Genomic DNA, 17,149 nt, shown 5'->3' on the forward strand with positions numbered 1-17,149 from the left:
CCGGACCGCCTCGGCGCCGCGGCCATCCCGGTCGAGAACACCGACGCCGACCTGGTGCTGGTCGCGGGCGGCGCCGACCAGATGTGGCCGTCCCTGCGGTTCGCCCGCGCACTCGCCGACCGGCGCACCGCGGCCGGACGCGACACGACTGTGATCACCCACCCCGGCGCGGGCCACCGCATCACCTTCCCCGACGAGATACCACCACCCCCCTCCACCCGCTACACCCACGGCGGCACCCCCCACGCCGGCACCGCACCGGGAACAGCCGCCTGGCCCCACGTCATGACCGCCCTCCACGGAAACTGAACACCCCCGGACACCACCGGCCAGCAACCCGCACCGCCCGCAGACCGGCATCCGGCACGGCGATCCGCGCCCTCGACATCACCCCGGACGACGAGTGGTTCGTCGCCCCGGACGACGACGTCGCCGCTTTCCCGGGACGGTCCAGGGGCCGATGAGCGCCCCCACCGCGTCAGGCAGATCTCCTCGAACTCGGCGTCCGGCACGCGGTCCTTCCACTCTTCCCGGGCGGGACCGCCGCGCGCGCCCCGGCAAGCCGCATGTCGAGTCCCGGCGCGCACAGGACCCGCCCGTCGGCCACTGGGTCCCAGACGAAGACGAACTCGACCCGGACCAGCAGAAGTTGCGCAACGAGGTCATCGACCAACACCACCCCGGCGCGCCACAGTTGCGTGAGGCGGCGGCTGTCCGGTCGAGGTCACACAACCGCAGGCGATACAGCGCCCGGTCCGCTCAGCGTCTCGGCCACCCCCACCGGCCGGCGCCCCCACCTCGTCGTCCACCGCAGCACCGTAGCCCCGCCCGCCACCACACCAGGCCGGCAATCGGCGATCCGCCACAACCATCCACCCGACCAGCCGCTCCCCCACCACACACCGGCCGCCGACAACGGACGAAGCGGAGCGAGGAGGGGGTGGAGACGAGGCGGCGCGGGAGGAGGCCGGAGGAGGCGGGGGTGTAGGGCATGGCATGCAGTGGGTAGTAGAGGCGTTCGTCGGCCCAGCAGGTGGTCACCGTGACCACCCCACGGTCGATCTTCCCGACCGAGCCCAGGTACTGCTTGCCCACGTGAGCGGTCGCGCTGCCGTCCTTGCGGTCCCCGGAATCGTCGATGACCAGCACCCCGCCGTCATGCGGTGCGGTCGCCGGGTCGGCCAGCAGCAACTTCAGGCGGCGGGCATTGACCTGCTCGCCGTCCCAGGTCGACTCGGACAGGAAGAACTGCAGGCGCTGCGCCGCCGCATGCTGGGCACCCACCACGGGCCCCGTGCCGGCCAGGCAGGTCAGCGTCTTGTTGCGGTCTCGCGGCAGCAACAGGCCGGCCAGGTACTCACGAAACCCACGTGAACCCGTACGGTCGGTTCGAGCTGGACATGAACCGCCACCTGCACCTCGGTCCGCTCCTGCCGCAGCAGCGCACCCCGCAGGACCACTCCACGCGAACCTCGGACGCGCAGGCACCTTGATCCTTTCGGTTCCGTGCCGGTTCAATCAGAGGCGGCCCTGCACCATGTATCCGCGAGGTGGACGTCGATGTACCAGGTGAGGGCCAGGGCGTCCTGAGGGCTGTCCGCCTGAAAGGTGATGCGCCGAAGCAGGCTGACCCCGTTGAGCGCGATGTTCTCACGGGCGAGGACGAAGAGCAGGGCGAGGAATGCAGACCGGGCATTGCCGTCGTCGAAGGGGTGGAAGAAGTAGACGTCGAGGTAGGGGGTCGGCCGAGATACGGCCGAAAGGGATAGCAGAGCCTCTTGACGTGCGTTCAGGGCTGTTCGTTAGGGGAACCCCCAACGAACAATGATGATCTTGCTCGACGTGAGAGATCGACCTGCGCTGACGGCGTCTCATTTAGGGTGTCCGGTGATCTGTACGCTGAGCGGGGGCTTACCGTACGCTCCGGGCATGAGTGAACGCGTCGGCTACGCGAGATGCAGTCTGGACAAGCAGGACCTCACCGCCCAGCGCGAGATTCTGATCAGCCTGGACGTCCCTGAGAACCGGATCTACCTGGACCACGGGCTGACCGGAACCAACCGCGACCGGCCCGGCCTGGCCCAGGCCCTCGCAGCCGTGCGCGCCGGCGACACCCTCGTCGTACCCAAGCTCGACCGCCTCGCACGCTCGGTACCCGACGCCCGCGACATCGGCGACTCCCTCACCGCCCGCGGCGTCAAGCTCTCGCTCAGCGGCACCCTCTACGACCCCGCCGACCCGATGGGCAAGATGTTCTTCAACATCCTGGCTACCTTCGCCGAGTTCGAGGTCGACCTCCTGCGCATGCGCACCCGCGAAGGCATGGCGGTGGCGCGGGCCAAGGGCAAGCTCAAGGGGAAGCAGCCCAAGCTCACCACCCGTCAGCAGACCCACCTGGTCCAGCAGCACCAGTCCGGCGAGCACACCATCGCCGACCTCGCCGAGCTCTTCTCCGTCAGCCGCGCCACCGTCTACCGCGTCCTTGAACGCCACCAGAACGCATCCGTGCCGTCGACCTCCGGCGGACAGTGACGTGCTGCCCTACGTCTACCGGGTCACCAAGTACGACCCCGCCGACCGCGATCAGCACGGCAGCTACACCGGTGCCGAGCTATCAGTCAGCGACCACGGACCGGTCGAAGCCGCCTACCTGCACGCCGTCGCCGCCTTCGCCGAGGACACCGGCGTCGACAAGCTGGCCATCCGCGAGCCGCAACTCGGCGGCTTCGCCCACTTCGGCCTGGAGCCACCGATCGACGGCTACGGCCTGGCCGAGCTGTTCCCGGCCGGCCCCGCCGGGTTCCACGACGGCGCTCTGGTGCCGATGGCCGTCGGCCAGGAACTCGTCCGGGCCATGCTCCGCGACAACGGCGCCTGGTGCCGGCTGGAGGCGGAGGGAGCGTTCACGGTGCACGTCGGCTGGGACCAGTACCTCTACATCGGCAGCAACCGCCGGGAGAACAGATCGATGACGGTGGCGAGGTAGAGCTTGCCTTCGCCGGTGTCGATCTCGGTCATGTCGCCCGCCCAGACAAGGTCCGGTTCCGCGGCGGTGAAGTCCCGGCGCACGAAGTCCGGGGCCGCCTCCCTCTTCCCGGGCCGGGTCAGGCCCTGGCGCCTTCGGATCTTCCGTCCGGCCACGCCGAGTTCGGCCATGAGCTTGGCGACTGTGTTCACCGACACCCGCCAGCCCCGGCGGATCAGCTCGATGAACACCTTGGGCGAGCCGTAGGTGCCGCCCGAGCCGCGGAAGATCTCCTCGACCTCCTCCGCCAGACGCTGCCGGCGCATCTCCCGGGCCGTGGACGGGCGGTCGCGCCACTTGTAGAACCAGGACTCCGACACCCCACGTGCCCGACATGCGGTGCGGTACGGAATCTTCAGCTCGGCCTTGCACCTGCTGATCACCCCGACCGCCACGGCCGGGTCCGCGTCAGCTACTTCACCCACAAGGCGAGGGACCTCGACAAGCCGTACCTGATGTCCATCGAGGAGGTCTTCACCATCACAGACCGCGGCACCGTCGTCACCGGCCGGATCGAGCGCGGCGTACTCAAGGTCAACGAGACCGTCGACATCATCGGCATCAAGACCGAGAAGGAAACTGCCCCGGTCACCGGCATCGAGATGTTCCGCAAACAACTCGACGAGGGCCAGGCCGGCGAGACCGTCACTCTGATGCTGCGCGGCATCAGGCGCGAAGACGTGGAGCGCGGACAGTGCGTCATCAAGCCCGGCTCGGCCACCGCACACACCGAGTTCGAAGCGACCGCCCACATCGTCTCGAAGGACGAAGGCGGCCGTGACACCCCGTTCGTCGACAACTGCCGCCCGCAGTTCTACATCCGCACCGCGGACGTGACCGGCGTCGTGACCCTCAAGAAAGGCACGGAAAGTGTCACGCCAGGGAACAACGCCAAGATGTCCGTCAGCCTGATCCAGCCAGTTGCACTGGAGGAGGGCATGCGCTTCACCATGTGCGAGGCAGGCCACACGGTCGGCGTCGGCCAGATCACCAGAATCAACAAGTAGGACCGGAGCCAAGCCGGGTATCCCGGGCGACGACACACCGGACGAGGTCGCCCAGTCCGGCCGCCGCCAGACCGGCCCGGACGATACATCGGGCCGGCCCCGGCCATTGCGCGCGCCAGGGCGACAGTGGGCAGGATCTTCTCCAGATGGTTTAAGTAAGGACGACAAATCCAGTGCTGCCACGGCCGCGAAACCCTGGACCGTGAGCCTGTAGCACCAGCCAACGCCACTCAACACGCGAACTTGAAGGGGAACAGACCCGGTCGGTGTACAGCTTCGTGGTCAGCTGAAGGCCGCAGCCTCCGAGCAGCAGCCCGCACCAGAACGAGTCGTGCTCGTGACGACGGCGGAAGGCGTCCAGTTCGACCGCCTCCAGCGGCAGCATCAGCGGCTCCTCCGAGTCCGCGCCGCCCAGGACCGCCGTCTGAATCTGCCACCTGTCACCCCGCACGAAACCCCGCCTTCCGTCCCAACTCATCGTGCCATCAACTGCGTTGGCCTCACAGACGATCGACGTACTCACGCTGTTGGCCGCCGCCCGCAGCACGACCCGGGACACGTCGACGCCCGATACCTCGCCTCCGCTTACGACCGCGCCCGAGTGCTGTAGCCGAGGTTCAGGTGCCCGAGGCGGGACAGGCTCTGCACGTCCGCGCCGAAGGACCTGGTGAACAGCCTCTTTGCCTTCGCCGCCGTTCCAGTTGGGCGCCCGCGGGAACAGGTGACGCCCTGCCCCGGCAGTCGGGGCAGGGCGTCACAGGTGGGCCGTACAGCAGGAGGTGGCCGTGCCGTCGAGTTCGTTCAGGTCATGTCGAGCTGGAACCTGCAGGTGAGGGTCTGGTGGTAGGTCTTCCCGGCCTGGGTGTAGTCAGCCTCGCAGCCGGAGATGGGCTTGGTCACCTTTCCGGTGACCTTGAGCCTTGCCACCGCGTACTTGTCGCTGAGCGCCCCCGGCTTGATGGTGTACGGATGCCCGGCGTAGTTCGGGTACTTGTCGAGGTCCACGTCGCCGGCGGTGGGGTGCGCGGTCTCCTGGTAGCCCAGCCGGTAGCCGGGCGTGTCCTTCACGGAGTAGACGGCATAGCCAAGGACCTTGGCGCCCGCCGGCACGTTGAGGAGCTTGACCTTGGTGACGGAGACGGGCTTCTTGGACGTGTTCCTCGTCAGCGGGAAGGCCATGCGGTAGACGTCGCCGACCTTCACGTCCGAGAAGCCGAGGGAACCGGATGTTCCCGGCCCCTCCGCCTGCAGCGCCGTCCCCGCGGCGACCCCGCCGCCGGTGGAGCCTGCGCAGCCCGTCGCGAGGGCCACCAGGGCTGTCACGGCGAGAGCCCGGGCGCGGCCTCGGCCGCTAGAACGAGTAGATGACACCGGGGTTCCCCGAAATCTTGCCCTTGGCACCCCAGATGTCGTGCTCCGAGCTACCCGACCCCGCGGTGATTTTCTGGAAGTGCGCATTGCCGTACTCGGTGTCGAGGCTGATCGTCACTCCGAACACCTTGGCGGCATAACCGATGGTGATGGATGTTCCGGAGGTGATCGTCACGTACTGCTTCTTGCCGAGGACCGCACGGTAGGACGGATTGGAGTTGCGGTACGCGCTCGCTCCGTCCTTGTTGCTCACATCGCCGCCGTACCTCGACACCGCGCCCCCGGCAGGAATGTCGTACTTGACCGGCAGGATGGAGTACGAGTGCGTGACCTTAGTGTTGGGGCAGACGACCCGATGGTCGACGTCCTGGTATTCGACCGGGATCTGGAATCGCTTGGCCCAGTACGGACCCTGGTTCGCGAAGCCCACGGCGTGGCCGGTGCTGCTCTTGCGCGAGACCTTTCCGGTGATGGACCAGTGCTCGCCGTCGACGCTGGTTGCCACGCCCCAGGTGCTGGAGAGGGTGTTGTTGTACTCGAAGGCGGCGGTGGTGTCGTAGTAGGCGTGCGCCTCACCGATAGAGGTGTAGTAGTCGTTCTGCTTGATCACGTGCTTGCTCGGCACACAGTACCCACCTCCGATCTTCGGCTTCACGGCGCTGTAGTCCACGCCGTCTGCGACGTTCGGATCGAAGGCGGCGGCCGACGTGCCGTCCGCGGACTGCCAGGTGTTCATGGCCGTGTCGGAGGGGGTATCGGCAGTGTCGGCCAGGGTCGAGTCCGCCGGAGTCACCTGCGTCTCATCCGTATCCGGGTGGATCGCCACGGTGTCCGACGCCTCGGCACGGGCCGCGGCCGAGCCCTCCGTGGTCGCGGAACCGGTGGCCACACCCGCGTCCACGTAGTCGCTACCGGTCAGCACAGTGCCGTCCGGGGCCTGGCCGTAGAAGGACGCTTCCAGGGAGAGTACGCCTCCGTTGTCGTCGGCGTAGGTCTGCAGGCTGCTGGGGAGCGTCGCGGGCAGCGTGAACGACCAGCTGCCGTCCGCGGCTGTGGTCGCTGTGCCCACGGTCGTCGGCGTGATGGTGCTGCCGTCCGCCGGCAACGCCTCGTCCACCGGGGTCAGAGTCACCGTGGCGCCGGCCAGCGGCGAGCCGTTACCCAGGGTGAAGACACCCTTGACCGTGGCGGCGCCGGACACCGGGGTCAGGGTGCTCGGGCTGGGCGCCGCGGTGATCGTCGGTCCGCTGGTGGGCAGCGCTGCGCCGTCCGTCGGCTTGACGTCGGTGGCCGACGGCGAGGGCGAAGTGCTGGGGGACGGGCTGCTGGTGCTGCCGCAGCCCGGTGAGTCGCTGGTGCTCTGTGTGCAGACGGCACTGGCCGGCGACGACAGTCCCAGGCCGATCACCGCCGATGCGGCGACGACACTCACCGCGGTGGCCAGAGACAGACGTCTGCCAGATATCTTGGTCACGAAAGAAATCCCCGATTCCCCGATTCCACCGGCGTTCCCCAAATTTCTGAGTCGCTCGGCGGGTCTAGTGAAGCCGCATGAAGTGCGGCTGTGAAATTCGGCGGAGACATGGCTGATCGCCTTTGATTTCGCCCCCCGCTTGCGCCGAGCTGGTCTGGTCGTTCACGGCGCGAGTGGAAGCTAGCGCGGCGAAACTTGAAAGGTCAATGATCTTGAGGATTGCTTTACCATCCAGGCCGACTCACATCACCGCAAAGCTCAAGTCGGGCTCAAGTCTTACGAAAGCCGCCGAATTTCGGAGCAGCCTCAGGCGCTCTCCCGGGGGGGGTATGAAGGGTTGTCCGGCAAGTCCCCTCCCGCACCCCGGCAACATTTGGACCGTCAATTGGTAATCGTCGCAAGGGAGTTGGTCGTTCTGTCCCGCTACTGCTCAACTGCATGCCGCGTGCGCGCTCACCGCGCCGCGAAGGCGAGTGCCTGACCTGCGCCGATAAGTCGTTGTCAGTGGCGCCGTTCACCATAACGTCACCAGCTGTTGGCCCGGCTGCTGAAGAGAAACACCTCAGTTCAACACGCTGGACTTGCCAGGGAACGCACCTGGTCCGACCACACCACCCACGCCATCCACGAGGACCAGACCCTGCGGATCCAGCGGGAGCACGAAGCCGGCCCCCGCGACACCGCCTGGACCGTGGCCGCCTACGAGACACCCGTCTCGGAGCGCATGTGGCACCTCACCGCGACCGGCGCCACACCCAAACCCGTACTCCAAGACCCTCCTCACCCATCTCGCCGACGGCGACGGCCGGGACACCGCCCTCGGCAGTCCCATCAACAACCAGACCGTGACCGCTGCCACCAACCCCCTCACGGAGGCCGGCTGGACGCATACCGTCGACGGACGCTGGATCCGGTGGACAAATTCCTCCGAGGACGCGGGAGTCCAGTTCGACGCCTTCGCCGCCCAGAACCCCAACAGTCCCCTCGACACCTGGACCACCTGGGCCGGCACCGACATCAACAACGCCACCTGGACCATCCGGGCCTCCGTCTACACCCCGGCCGCTCTCCTCGCTGACCTCGCCGAGGAGCTCGCCCACGGAACCGGCACCAGAAGGGCCGACCGTCACCAAGTCGTCCAGAGAGCGAGCGTAGTCACGTCCTCACCCCCATGCTCAGCGCCGCCTCGACAGCTCACGCCCAACCTTCGACGCTGACTCCAGGCTTCACCAGCCTGTACCTCAGCGCGCGACACTGCGAACGCACGGGTGCGGTTTCCGTTCCTCGGGCCGCTGCAGGTCGGAGCATCATCCGGTCGGGGTGCGCGGTGAATCCCGACCTGGATGTCGACGACGCTCGAACCCTTTTGAGGCGTCGTCGACAGTTACGATCCTCGGTCGCCACAAAGAGCGACCGCCACATCCACGAGGCCCAGGCATACGGCGAGCGCCGCCACATTGCGATCCTCGGTCGGAACCTGTCCCCGAGTGGTGGACACCTCTGAGCCCGGCCCCGGCAGGGGCCGGGTAGGAGGCATCTTTTATGGTGATGAAGGTCTACTCGCCCGAGTTCAAGGCGGACGCCGTCGCGCTGTACCTGTCGGACCCGGGCCACGCCTCCGAGGGCATCGGCAAGGACCTGGGGATCAGCCGGGAGACGCTGCGTAACTGGGTACGGACCGAACGGGCCCGCCACGGCGGGGGCAGCACGACGAGTACGAGCACGGAGAAGAACACGGTGGATTCCCCGCCGAGGGCCGAAGAGCTTCAGGCCGAGAACGAGGCCCTGCGCCGTGAGCTGGCGACGGTGCGCAAGGAGAACCAGAAACTGGCCACTGAGCGTGACATCTTGCGCAAGGCCACGAAGTTTTTCGCACAAGAGATGACCTGGTGACCAGCCGCTTCCAGTTCGTCGAGGACCACCACCACGCCTGGGGCGTGAAGCGGTTGTGTCAGGTGCTGGAGGTCGCCCGCTCCAGCTTCTGCAAATGGCGGGCCGGACGCGCCACCCGCGCCGCCCGCGAGCGGGCCGATGGTGCTCTCGCCGAGCGGATCCGGGCCGTGCACACCGAGTGGGACGGCACCTACGGCCGCCCCCGCATCACCGCCGAACTGCGCGACGAAGGCGAGCTGGTGAACCACAAGCGCGTCGGACGGGTCATGCGCAAGTACGGCATCGCCGGCCTGCGACTGCGCAGGCGCCAGGTCACCACCGTGCCCGAACCGTCCGCCACCCCGGTGCCGGACCTGTTCCGGCGCGACTTCACCGCGAGCGCCCCGAACCTGAAGTACGTCGGGGACATCACCTACCTGCCGGTGGGCGACGGCGAGTTCCTGTATCTGGCGACAGTGATCGACTGCTTCTCGCGCCGCCTGGTGGGCTGGTCGATCGCTGACCACATGCGCACCTCACTGGTCGCCGACGCACTCCGGGCGGCCGCCCGGGTCCGCGGCAGCCTGACCGGATCCGTCTTCCACAGGGATCACGGAGCCCAGTACACCTCCCGCCAATTCGCCGATGTCTGCGCCGAGTTGGGAGTACGGCAGTCGATGGGCGCGGTCGGCACGAGCGCGGACGACGCACTCGCTGAGAGCTTCAACGCCGCCCTCAAACGCGAGACGCTCCACGGCGCCCGCCGCTTCGACGGGACGCACGCCTGCCGCCTGACGGTCTTCCGCTGGACCACGCGATACAACACCCGCCGACGGCACTCCGCGAACGGCCAGCAGGCACCGATCGCCTACGAACAGCAGTCAGCTACCCTGACACTCGCCGCATAACAACACGAACAGGTGTCCACTCCTCGGGGACAAGGCCCCCGCTTCCTCTGCCGGACACGGCCGCCGGGAGTCCCGCTCGATCAACACCTGCGGCATCGCCGACGAACTCGGCGGGATCGCCTTCCCCCACGGCCGCCTCGCCCTCCGCGTCCACCGACGCCGCAAACAGACCGGCGAGCGCGAGAGCCGCGAGACCATCTACGCCGTCACCAGCCTCGACGCCCACCAGACCACCCCGGCCGAACTCGCCGCCGCCGTCCGCGGCCACTGGGCCGTCGAGGCCCTGCACCACGTGAGAGACGTGACCTACGCCGAGGACGCCTCCACCCTCCACACCGGCACCGCACCCCGCGCCATGGCCACCTTCCGCAACCTCGCCATCGGCCTGCTCAAAACCCTCGGAGCCGTCAACATCGCCAAGACCACCCGCGCAATCCGCGATCAGCCCGAACGAACCCTCCCGCTCCTGGGCATCACCAACAACCCGGACGCTCAGGGAACTTGATCAAGCCCTGCCGGGGGCTCCGAGCGCCCTATCAGGGAGGTGGCCACATCAGCAGGGCTTGATGAAATAGATGTCGGTCCAGTCGATGTACCCAGCGTGTTGCGCTTCGATCCAGCCCCCGATCTTGCCGTTCACGTCGTACAGAAGCGCCACGGTCCCCGGGGTCTGGTTGTTGTTGTAGGCGCCGGGGCCGTACAGGTCGATGGCCGACGTGATTCCGCACTTGTAGTAGTCGAAGCTGTTCCCGCGGCCGTCCTCGCCGCAGATATGTCCGTACGCGCACGGAATCGCCTGGGGCTTCGCCTCCGCAGCGGTGGCGAAACTGAGGCTCGATCCGACGGCGAACAGGCCCGCAGCCATCACGCCGATAAGCCGTTTGTCGAGTTTCATGCAGGCGTCCCCCTCGCTCGATCGCTGACCAACCTTTTCGGCAACGTAGGTGCTGTCAGAGGGCAGACGCCAGCAATTCGAGCTCCATCGAAATGTTCCCCGCAGTGGGCCGTCCCGCCTTGGCCCGGGGGCCTGCGGAGCAGAGCAGCACGTGCAGGCAGGCGCGTCTCACTGCTGCTTTAGGGCCGTGTCTCCTTGATCCCTAGGAGACACCGGGGGACGCCGTAGGTGCTCAGCGCCAGCGCGGGTCATGCCCGACCAGTTCGAGCTTCCCGAAGACCTCAGCGCCTTGGCCGACGGACATCTTGCTGCCGCCCTCGACCGCGCCGACCAGGCGGGTTCCCGGCCGGAGGCTCCGGTCTCTGCCAGTGCTCCTTTCGGATCGTGCGGTTGGCCTCTGCCGGCGAGCGGAGGATGGGTGAAGGAAATTCGTCAGGCAAGGACGCCGCTGCGTGCGGCGAGTCCGCGCAGTTCCATCGACGTGGGACCGGAGACCAGCAGACTGGAGATGAGTGACTTGGTCGCCGGGCGGGCGTGGGCCTCTTGGGAAGCACATTGCTCGGCGGCGAGCAGGGTGCGGACGCAGTCCGTGCGGCGGCCGAGACGGTCGTAGGTGACGGCGATGTCGCCCAGGGCACGGGAGCGGCGCTCGACGCTGGGCAGGGCCGTGAGCGAGATCGAGCGGGCGGCGGCGAGCGCGGCCTGGGGGTCCCCGGCGTGGTTCTCGGCGCTGATTCTGTGAAGGGTCACGGTGAGCGGGCTGAAGCCGCCGCCGTGGTCGCGCAGGAAGGTGAGGCCGCCGAGTTCCTTGGTGATGGCTGCGGCCTCGTCGGTCAGCTCCCGCATCCCGTCCCGGTCGCCTCTGCGCGCGAGGGTGCAGCTGGCGCTCTGCACGAGAAGGCCGCGTACCGCGGACCCGGCCCGCCCGGCGCGGCGCAGATCCGGATGGCCGGCGGCGGACAGCGCGATCGAGAGTGCCTCGGAGTGCCACCCGGCTTTCCTGGCCAGAACAGCCCGTTGGCGGGCGGATTCGGCGACCGCGAGGACGTCGTGCGCGGCCTCGGCGAGCTGCCGTGCGCGGCCGGCCGCCACCTCTCACGCGCCCGGCCGGGAGGTCTCGTCCGGCACCTCCGACACATGGGCGCTGACAATGCGCCAGCCTACGGGGAAGCGTGTCCACGACTGCGTCTGGCGGCCGACGGCGTTACCCCCGGGGTAGACGAACAGGGTGGTGACCACCGCGTAGTCGGTCCCGAACGTGCTGATTCTGGTGTCGAAGAGTTTTCTGCCCGGGGGAAACGGCGGCTGTTGCCGTCGCCAGTCCCGGATTTCCTCGATCCCGGCCTGACGGTCGGCGATGCCGAAGCGGACCGTGTCGGGTGAGGTCCAGAAGTACCCGGTGACGCCTTCGTGGTCGTCGGTGACCAGCGCCTCCTCGTAGCCGGCGAAGGCCGCCGTCACTTCGGCGACCGTCTGTGGCAGGTCCACATCCATCCGCTCTCCGTTCGTCATGGGGCCGATCCGTCCTCGCGCGGCCGTGCAGCCAGGTGGTCACCCGGCCGCACGGGAGGCGCCTTCATCGTCGTCGGTTGTCTCTGCCACGTCAGTCGGTGGCCGCCGACTTGTCCGGCTCGGCGGTCTCGGTGGTCGCGTCCGGCAGGACGCCGACGCCGGCCGGCGCGGTTTCCGGGACCGGGTCAGGTTCCTGCTCGTCCTCCGGCTCCCGCTCTGCTTCCGCAGCCGCCGAGGAGCCGCCGCCGTGCAGCCGCTCGAGTGCCAGTTCCTCGGCGTCCGGCTCGCGGGGCGTCGGCCGGGTCAGGGCGAAGGCTCCGCACAGGACGGCGGCGAAAAGGTAACCGAGGCTGACGCTGCCGCTGGCGTTCCAGTCGATCTTCGGGGCGTGGATGAGGCCGATGAAGGAGAGCGCCGCTCCGGCCAGGGCCACCGCTGCCGCCGGGACGAACCGTTTGTCGATGACGAACGCGACGAGCGCGCCCAGGATCAGGCCCGCCAGGATCGCGCCCTGGCCGAGGACCATCAGCCCGTGGTAGACGACACCTGACGACTCCAGACCCGCTTCCCCGACCTTGGACGCGTTGGTGCCGGCGGCCGCGAGGGCGTTGTCGATCTGGCCGACGGCCCAGGAGGCCAGGTTCGGCACGAGTGCGGCGACGACGGCAGCGGCGTGTGCCTTGGGTGACAGTTGGAAGGCCTGGGCGCCGATGAGCAGGCCGATGTACAGCAGGATGGGCACGATCGCGGCGACCGGGAAGATCGCACCCAACAGGCTGAACATGCCCAGGAAGCACATCAGGGCGATGACCGCGCCGGTGGCCAGCGAGTAGCCGGTGCGTCCGCCGGCCTTCTTCCACCCGGGGTGACCGACGTACACGGCGGGTGGGAAGGGAGAGCCGAGCGCCGAGCCGATGACGGCGCCCGCGCCGTCGGCCAGCAGTACCGAACGCAGGTTGTAGTTGTCACCGGCGGCAGCGGCGCTCTCGACGTTGCTCATGCCCTCGGTGAAGTTGTAGACGCCCAGCGGGATGGCGGTGGCGAGCAGCGGTGCGACGTCCGAGAGACCGGAGAACAGCGTGTCCAGGTGGAGGCCCGGGAGGGCGAAGGTGATGTCGTCGGCCGCCGCCGAGACCGCGGAGCCGTCCATCGCTCCGCCGGCCCAGCCGATCGCGGTGCCCACCAGGAGTGCGGCGAGTCCGATGGGGATGTTGCCGGGCAGCTTCAGATCGGTCATGAGGCCGATGAGGAGCAGCAGGAAGACCGGCAGGGCGATCCACAGGTGGTCCCACATCTGGCCGGCGGGCCGCATGGAGATGAAGGAGACGGAGATACCGGCGAGGGTGCCGAGCAGGGCGGCTCTGGGTGCGTACCGGCGTATGTACGGGCCCACGAAGGCCCCGATGAGGACGATGACACCGATGATGAAGGCCCAGGCGATACCGGCCTTCCACGCCAGCAGCGGATCCTTGGTCTTGAGGTAGATCGGCAGCATGATGACGAACACGACGATGAACATGTGCGGCACGCTCGGCCCGTAGGGCATCGCGGTGACGTCTTGCCGGCCTTCCCGCCGTGCGAGTCTGCGGCCGAGGTAGGCGTAGTAGATGTTACCGGCGATCAGGGCGATGCCCAGCGCCGGCAGGATGGTGTGGAAGACGTCGTCGCCCGGAATCTTGACGACGCCCAGGCACAACCCGGTCAACGTCAGCACATTGACCAGGACGTTGACGGCCAGCCCGAAGAATGCGTTGGTGTCGCCCCGTACCCACAGCGGGAGGGGCGTGGGTCTGGTCTCGGCGGGGGCGGTGCGGCGGAGTGACAGCATGGCGGGATCACCCTTCGTCGGGTGGAGCGGTGGATTGCGGCGCGGGGTACGCCGGGTGACGGGGCACTGGTGGACAGTGGGCACCGTCGAGGTGGCGGTGCGGTCGGGGCGGCCGGGGCGCGGCGACCGGGCGCTGGTGGCCCTGTCAGCGCGGCTGCGGCGCCGGTTCGCGGGCGGTTTCCGGAGCGTCGGGGCCGACGGGCGAGGCGGTTGCCAGTGCCGCCAGGAACGCGGCCGACTCCGCGGTCCAGCCGAAGATGCCGCCCTGCGCGGCCACCATCTCCAGGCCCGCCTGCTGGAACTGGGGGAAGTAACTGCCGACGCAGTCCGACAGCACCAGGCACTCGTATCCACGGTCGTTGGCTTCGCGGACCGTCGTGTGCACACACACTTCGGTGGTGACGCCGGTGACTACGAGACGGCGGATGCCGCGGGCGGTGAGCAGCTCACCGAACCCGGTGGCGTAGAAGGCGCCTTTGCCCGGCTTGTCGATCACCGGCTCACCGGCCACCGGGTAGAGCTCCTCGATGATGTCGTGGCCCTCCTCACCGCGGATCAGTATCCGGCCCTTGGGGCCCGGGTCGCCGATGCGCATGCTGGGGTTTCCTCGCAGCAGCTTGCTGGGGGGACAGTCGGACAGGTCCGGCAGGTGTCCCTCGCGGGTGTGCATGACCGCCATGCCCGCGGCGCGGCAGGCGTCGAGTACGGCCCGCAGCGGCGCGATGGTTTTCCGCAGTTGTTCCACGTCGTTGCCCAGGCTCGCGCCGAATCCGCCGGGTTCGAGGAAGTCCCGCTGCATGTCGATGAGAACGAGTGCCGTCTCGGCGGGGTCGAAGGAGAACGCGTACGGGGCGGCCTCGACACTGAGGGATTCCGCGATTGCCATGGCGGTTCCTGCTTTCGTCGATGGGAAGGGGAGTCGACGCGGTCGGCTCGGGCGGATTCGGACCGTGCGCCCGGATGTGCGGGACTGTTCGAACGGTGCAGGGGCCCGTGCGGTGGGTCGGCTCAGGAGGTGGCCGCAGTCGTGGCGGTGATCAGGTCGTCGGCGGTGGAGACGCATCCGAAGACGCCGCCCTGCATGGTCACCATGTGCAGCGCGGCTTCATGGTTCGAAGGGTCCGTCGCGCCGGTGCAGTCGGAGAGGATCAGACATTCGTAGCCGCGGTCGTTGGCCTCGCGCATGGTGGTGTGGACGCACACGTCCGTGGTGATGCCGGTGAGGACCAGGTGTGTGATGCCCCGGGTGCGCAGTACGAGGTCGAGGTTGGTGGCGTAGAACGCTCCCTTGCCCGGTTTGTCCACGATCACCTCGCCGGGAAGCGGGGCCACTTCGGGCACGATCTCCCAGCCGGGTTCTCCCCGGACCAGAATGCGGCCGCACGGTCCGGCGGCGCCGATCTCGGCGCCGATCTGCGCGGACCGCCAGCGCTTGTTGGCCGGCAGGTCCGCCAGATCGGGGGCGTGCCCCTCACGGGTGTGGACCACGAGCATGCCCGTGCTGCGGGCGTGCGCGAGCAGCTTCTGCGTCGCCGGGAGCCCGGCGCGGGTCAGCGAGATGTCGTATCCCATGGTGTCCACGTAACCGCCGGGTCCGCAGAAGTCCGTCTGCCAGTCGATGCAGAGCACGGCCACACGGTCGGCGGGCACGGATGTGTCGTACGGCCATGCGTAGGGCTTCGCGGTGACCGGGCCGACGATTACTGTCGGATTTTGCGGACTTATGAGCGTACTGTCAGCCATTGACACCCCAAGCCAGGTGAAGTGGTGTATGGGAAAGTAGCCGCAATAGTTCTGGCATTCCGTACATGGTGATTATGTGGAAATTAGTTTCGGCCAGACGATCGCCGCGTTACGCAGGAATGACGCGGCCGCGGGTGGCCGCAGGGCCCAGGGCCGGGCTCCTTTACGGGACGACGCCCGAGGGCTGGCCGATGCCGATGATCACGTTGTACCCGGAGGGCGAGGCGCGGCCGGGGCCAGGGCCGGGTCAACGTTGCGGGCGGGGTCTGCTTCCGTCCCGGCCACCGTGCGCGTCTGGTGTACCGGCTGCACGTGTACCACGGCCGCGCGGGCGAGCCGAAGACCTTCGCCGGGCGCGACTACTGTGACCCGATCATCACCGTTCACCGGCAGTTGGACGCCCCACTGGTGTGGTGCCGGGACAACCCGAGCCAGCATCCGGCGGGGGGCGGCGGACTTCGCCGAGGCGAACAGAGCGTGGCTGCGGGTGTTCCAACTGCTCGCTCGTGCGCCGGAGTTGAACCCGACGTCGGGGGTGTCGTCGCTGCTTCGGCGGGCCATGGCGAACTGCGTTGCGGCCAACCTGCCCGCGCGCTGGTCCGCAACCTCAGACACAAGCTGAAGGGGATCCACACCGCCCGCACCTGCTCGACGGTTGTCTCGCCCGTGTGGATGCGGCTGGGCCCCGGTGGCAGACGGAGCGAGGAGGCCTATCCGGTCCTGGTCGGTCAGGGCGACTCCTCGTCGAGTCGGTGCGGGTCGGTTCGTGCCAGTGTGAGTCGCTTCGCGTCCGAAGGACGGTCGTACCGGGCGGCGGACGCATCGTCCATGTTGGCCATGGCGGCCGCACCAGGCGCCTCGCCGATGCCTGCACGGCCTGCGCGAGGGCGACCAGTCATACCTCCGTGGTGCCGGACACCCTGCTCGGCACCCTCCGGCCGCGCCCCTCCCCCGGACCTCCGCCCCCTGCCCGCGTCGGGCTCTGCCCGGAATCCGACGAGCAGGTATGCGTACGGGAGATGCTCACCTATCTCGGCGCCGCACTGCCCCGGTTCACCTCCCCCGCCGCCCGGCTGCTGGGCCTGCAGTGCGCGCTGCGCGCCGATACCCGTGGCCATGTCCGACTGCAGGCGGGGCTGTTGCGCGGCATGCGCCTGCGCGGGCACCGGGACCTGTGGCAGGAACTGGCCCATGCCGGCCGGCTGGAGCCGCCGGATGCCAGATCTGCTCCGGTGCAGCTGCGGCTGCTCGATGCCGCGGTCCTGGACCAGGCGCCCGGTCGCCGCACCCGCCGGCGCGCCGCTCACCGGGCGCTGCACCCCGCCCCACTGGCCCTGCCCGCGGCACCGCCCGCCCTGCGCCTGACCGCCCTGGCCGCACACACCTCCGCCAACACCGAACACAGCACCGGCCTGGACGCCCTCGCCCGCATCTGCGGGCATTCCCCGCAGCAGCCGGAGAACTCCTCGACCGGCTGGTGACAACAGGCACCCTGAGTGCGTTGTGGCAAAGGG

At 68.6% G+C, this 17,149-nt stretch carries 20 protein-coding genes; 10 read left to right on the forward strand and 10 right to left on the reverse strand.

Annotated elements, in window-relative coordinates:
* The coding region (locus JHN45_RS40775; protein WP_307783335.1) for an acyl-CoA thioester hydrolase/BAAT C-terminal domain-containing protein at positions 1-309 on the forward strand (309 nt) is incomplete at its 5' end.
* 450 nt (positions 310-759) lie between these two features.
* Here the strand turns inward: JHN45_RS40775 and JHN45_RS53540 are convergent.
* Positions 760-1,341, reverse strand: a complete 582-nt coding sequence (locus JHN45_RS53540) for a transposase (RefSeq protein WP_236584658.1) — start codon at positions 1,339-1,341, stop codon at positions 760-762.
* Between the two features lie 29 nt (positions 1,342-1,370).
* On the opposite strand from JHN45_RS53540, the gene JHN45_RS54210 reads away from it, so the two are divergent.
* The 3 genes from JHN45_RS54210 to JHN45_RS40790 all read left to right on the forward strand — a co-directional run bounded on the left by JHN45_RS54210 (position 1,371) and on the right by JHN45_RS40790 (position 2,986).
* On the forward strand, positions 1,371-1,493 hold the full coding sequence (locus JHN45_RS54210; RefSeq protein WP_268982459.1) for a hypothetical protein: 123 nt from the start codon (positions 1,371-1,373) through the stop codon (positions 1,491-1,493).
* A gap of 436 nt (positions 1,494-1,929) precedes the next feature.
* Positions 1,930-2,532, forward strand: a complete 603-nt coding sequence (locus JHN45_RS40785; RefSeq protein ID WP_201054464.1) for a recombinase family protein — start codon at positions 1,930-1,932, stop codon at positions 2,530-2,532.
* 1 nt (position 2,533) lies between these two features.
* Complete coding sequence (locus tag JHN45_RS40790) at positions 2,534-2,986, forward strand: hypothetical protein (RefSeq protein WP_307783336.1); 453 nt, start codon at positions 2,534-2,536, stop codon at positions 2,984-2,986.
* On the opposite strand, the gene JHN45_RS40795 is transcribed toward JHN45_RS40790, so the two are convergent.
* Positions 2,935-3,450: an IS3 family transposase gene (locus JHN45_RS40795; protein WP_201054465.1), complete on the reverse strand. Its 516-nt coding sequence runs from the start codon at positions 3,448-3,450 to the stop codon at positions 2,935-2,937. The genes JHN45_RS40790 and JHN45_RS40795 overlap by 52 nt on opposite strands.
* Positions 3,451-3,480: 30 nt before the next feature.
* Between JHN45_RS40795 and JHN45_RS40800 the strand changes: the two genes are divergently transcribed.
* Positions 3,481-4,032 carry an EF-Tu/IF-2/RF-3 family GTPase gene (locus JHN45_RS40800; RefSeq protein WP_201054466.1) on the forward strand — a complete coding sequence of 184 codons (552 nt, stop codon included), beginning with the start codon at positions 3,481-3,483 and terminating at the stop codon, positions 4,030-4,032.
* Between the two features lie 801 nt (positions 4,033-4,833).
* Here the strand turns inward: JHN45_RS40800 and JHN45_RS40805 are convergent.
* A complete protein-coding gene (locus tag JHN45_RS40805) occupies positions 4,834-5,355 on the reverse strand; it encodes a hypothetical protein (RefSeq protein WP_201054467.1) in 522 nt (173 codons plus the stop codon).
* Between the two features lie 28 nt (positions 5,356-5,383).
* Entirely contained in the window at positions 5,384-6,604 is a 1,221-nt protein-coding gene (locus JHN45_RS40810; RefSeq protein WP_201054468.1) for a hypothetical protein, read from the reverse strand.
* Here JHN45_RS40810 and JHN45_RS40815 point away from each other — a divergent pair.
* From JHN45_RS40815 to JHN45_RS53550, 4 genes are all read left to right on the forward strand, one after another.
* Positions 6,582-6,971, forward strand: coding sequence for a hypothetical protein (locus JHN45_RS40815; protein ID WP_201054469.1), 390 nt, complete (start codon positions 6,582-6,584; stop codon positions 6,969-6,971). The two genes, JHN45_RS40810 and JHN45_RS40815, sit on opposite strands and share 23 nt — an antisense overlap.
* Before the next feature lie 751 nt (positions 6,972-7,722).
* A complete protein-coding gene (locus JHN45_RS54540) occupies positions 7,723-8,094 on the forward strand; it encodes a DUF317 domain-containing protein (protein ID WP_307783337.1) in 372 nt (123 codons plus the stop codon).
* A 325-nt stretch (positions 8,095-8,419) separates the two neighbouring features.
* Positions 8,420-9,657, forward strand: a protein-coding gene (locus JHN45_RS40825) for an IS3 family transposase (protein WP_201054470.1) whose coding sequence is annotated in 2 segments (ribosomal slippage) — positions 8,420-8,744 and positions 8,744-9,657 — 1,239 coding nt in all. Because the reading frame shifts where the segments join, the coding sequence is not laid out codon by codon here.
* A gap of 292 nt (positions 9,658-9,949) precedes the next feature.
* Complete coding sequence (locus tag JHN45_RS53550; RefSeq protein ID WP_236584659.1) at positions 9,950-10,162, forward strand: hypothetical protein; 213 nt, start codon at positions 9,950-9,952, stop codon at positions 10,160-10,162.
* Positions 10,163-10,210: 48 nt separating this feature from the next.
* Here JHN45_RS53550 and JHN45_RS40835 read toward each other — a convergent pair whose 3' ends face one another.
* The 6 genes from JHN45_RS40835 to JHN45_RS40860 form a co-directional block, all read right to left on the reverse strand.
* On the reverse strand, positions 10,211-10,552 hold the full coding sequence (locus JHN45_RS40835) for a hypothetical protein (RefSeq protein WP_201054471.1): 342 nt from the start codon (positions 10,550-10,552) through the stop codon (positions 10,211-10,213).
* A 432-nt stretch (positions 10,553-10,984) separates the two neighbouring features.
* Positions 10,985-11,644, reverse strand: a complete 660-nt coding sequence (locus tag JHN45_RS40840) for a hypothetical protein (RefSeq protein ID WP_201054472.1) — start codon at positions 11,642-11,644, stop codon at positions 10,985-10,987.
* 3 nt (positions 11,645-11,647) lie between these two features.
* Positions 11,648-12,064, reverse strand: a complete 417-nt coding sequence (locus JHN45_RS40845) for an AtzH-like domain-containing protein (RefSeq protein WP_236584660.1) — start codon at positions 12,062-12,064, stop codon at positions 11,648-11,650.
* 91 nt (positions 12,065-12,155) lie between these two features.
* Positions 12,156-13,892, reverse strand: a complete 1,737-nt coding sequence (locus JHN45_RS40850) for a regulator (protein ID WP_201054473.1) — start codon at positions 13,890-13,892, stop codon at positions 12,156-12,158.
* Positions 13,893-14,037: 145 nt separating this feature from the next.
* Positions 14,038-14,778 carry a cysteine hydrolase family protein gene (locus tag JHN45_RS40855; protein ID WP_201054474.1) on the reverse strand — a complete coding sequence of 247 codons (741 nt, stop codon included), beginning with the start codon at positions 14,776-14,778 and terminating at the stop codon, positions 14,038-14,040.
* Between the two features lie 122 nt (positions 14,779-14,900).
* Complete coding sequence (locus JHN45_RS40860) at positions 14,901-15,542, reverse strand: isochorismatase family cysteine hydrolase (RefSeq protein ID WP_307783338.1); 642 nt, start codon at positions 15,540-15,542, stop codon at positions 14,901-14,903.
* Between the two features lie 1,001 nt (positions 15,543-16,543).
* On the opposite strand from JHN45_RS40860, the gene JHN45_RS40865 reads away from it, so the two are divergent.
* Positions 16,544-17,116, forward strand: coding sequence for a hypothetical protein (locus tag JHN45_RS40865; RefSeq protein ID WP_201054476.1), 573 nt, complete (start codon positions 16,544-16,546; stop codon positions 17,114-17,116).
* Positions 17,117-17,149: the final 33 nt, after the last annotated feature.

This window comes from Streptomyces sp. MBT53, assembly GCF_016654115.1.
Classification (GTDB): Bacteria; Actinomycetota; Actinomycetes; order Streptomycetales; family Streptomycetaceae; genus Streptomyces.

What these genes read in the sequence shown, in the direction of transcription:
- JHN45_RS40785 (WP_201054464.1), top strand. Translation starts at nt 1,930, where the DNA reads ATGAGTGAACGCGTCGGCTACGCGAGATGCAGTCTGGACAAGCAGGAC.
- JHN45_RS40800 (WP_201054466.1), top strand. Translation starts at nt 3,481, where the DNA reads ATGTCCATCGAGGAGGTCTTCACCATCACAGACCGCGGCACCGTCGTC.
- JHN45_RS40835 (WP_201054471.1), bottom strand. Translation starts at nt 10,552, where the DNA reads ATGAAACTCGACAAACGGCTTATCGGCGTGATGGCTGCGGGCCTGTTC.
- JHN45_RS40845 (WP_236584660.1), bottom strand. Translation starts at nt 12,064, where the DNA reads ATGACGAACGGAGAGCGGATGGATGTGGACCTGCCACAGACGGTCGCC.
- JHN45_RS40850 (WP_201054473.1), bottom strand. Translation starts at nt 13,892, where the DNA reads ATGCTGTCACTCCGCCGCACCGCCCCCGCCGAGACCAGACCCACGCCC.
- JHN45_RS40855 (WP_201054474.1), bottom strand. Translation starts at nt 14,778, where the DNA reads ATGGCAATCGCGGAATCCCTCAGTGTCGAGGCCGCCCCGTACGCGTTC.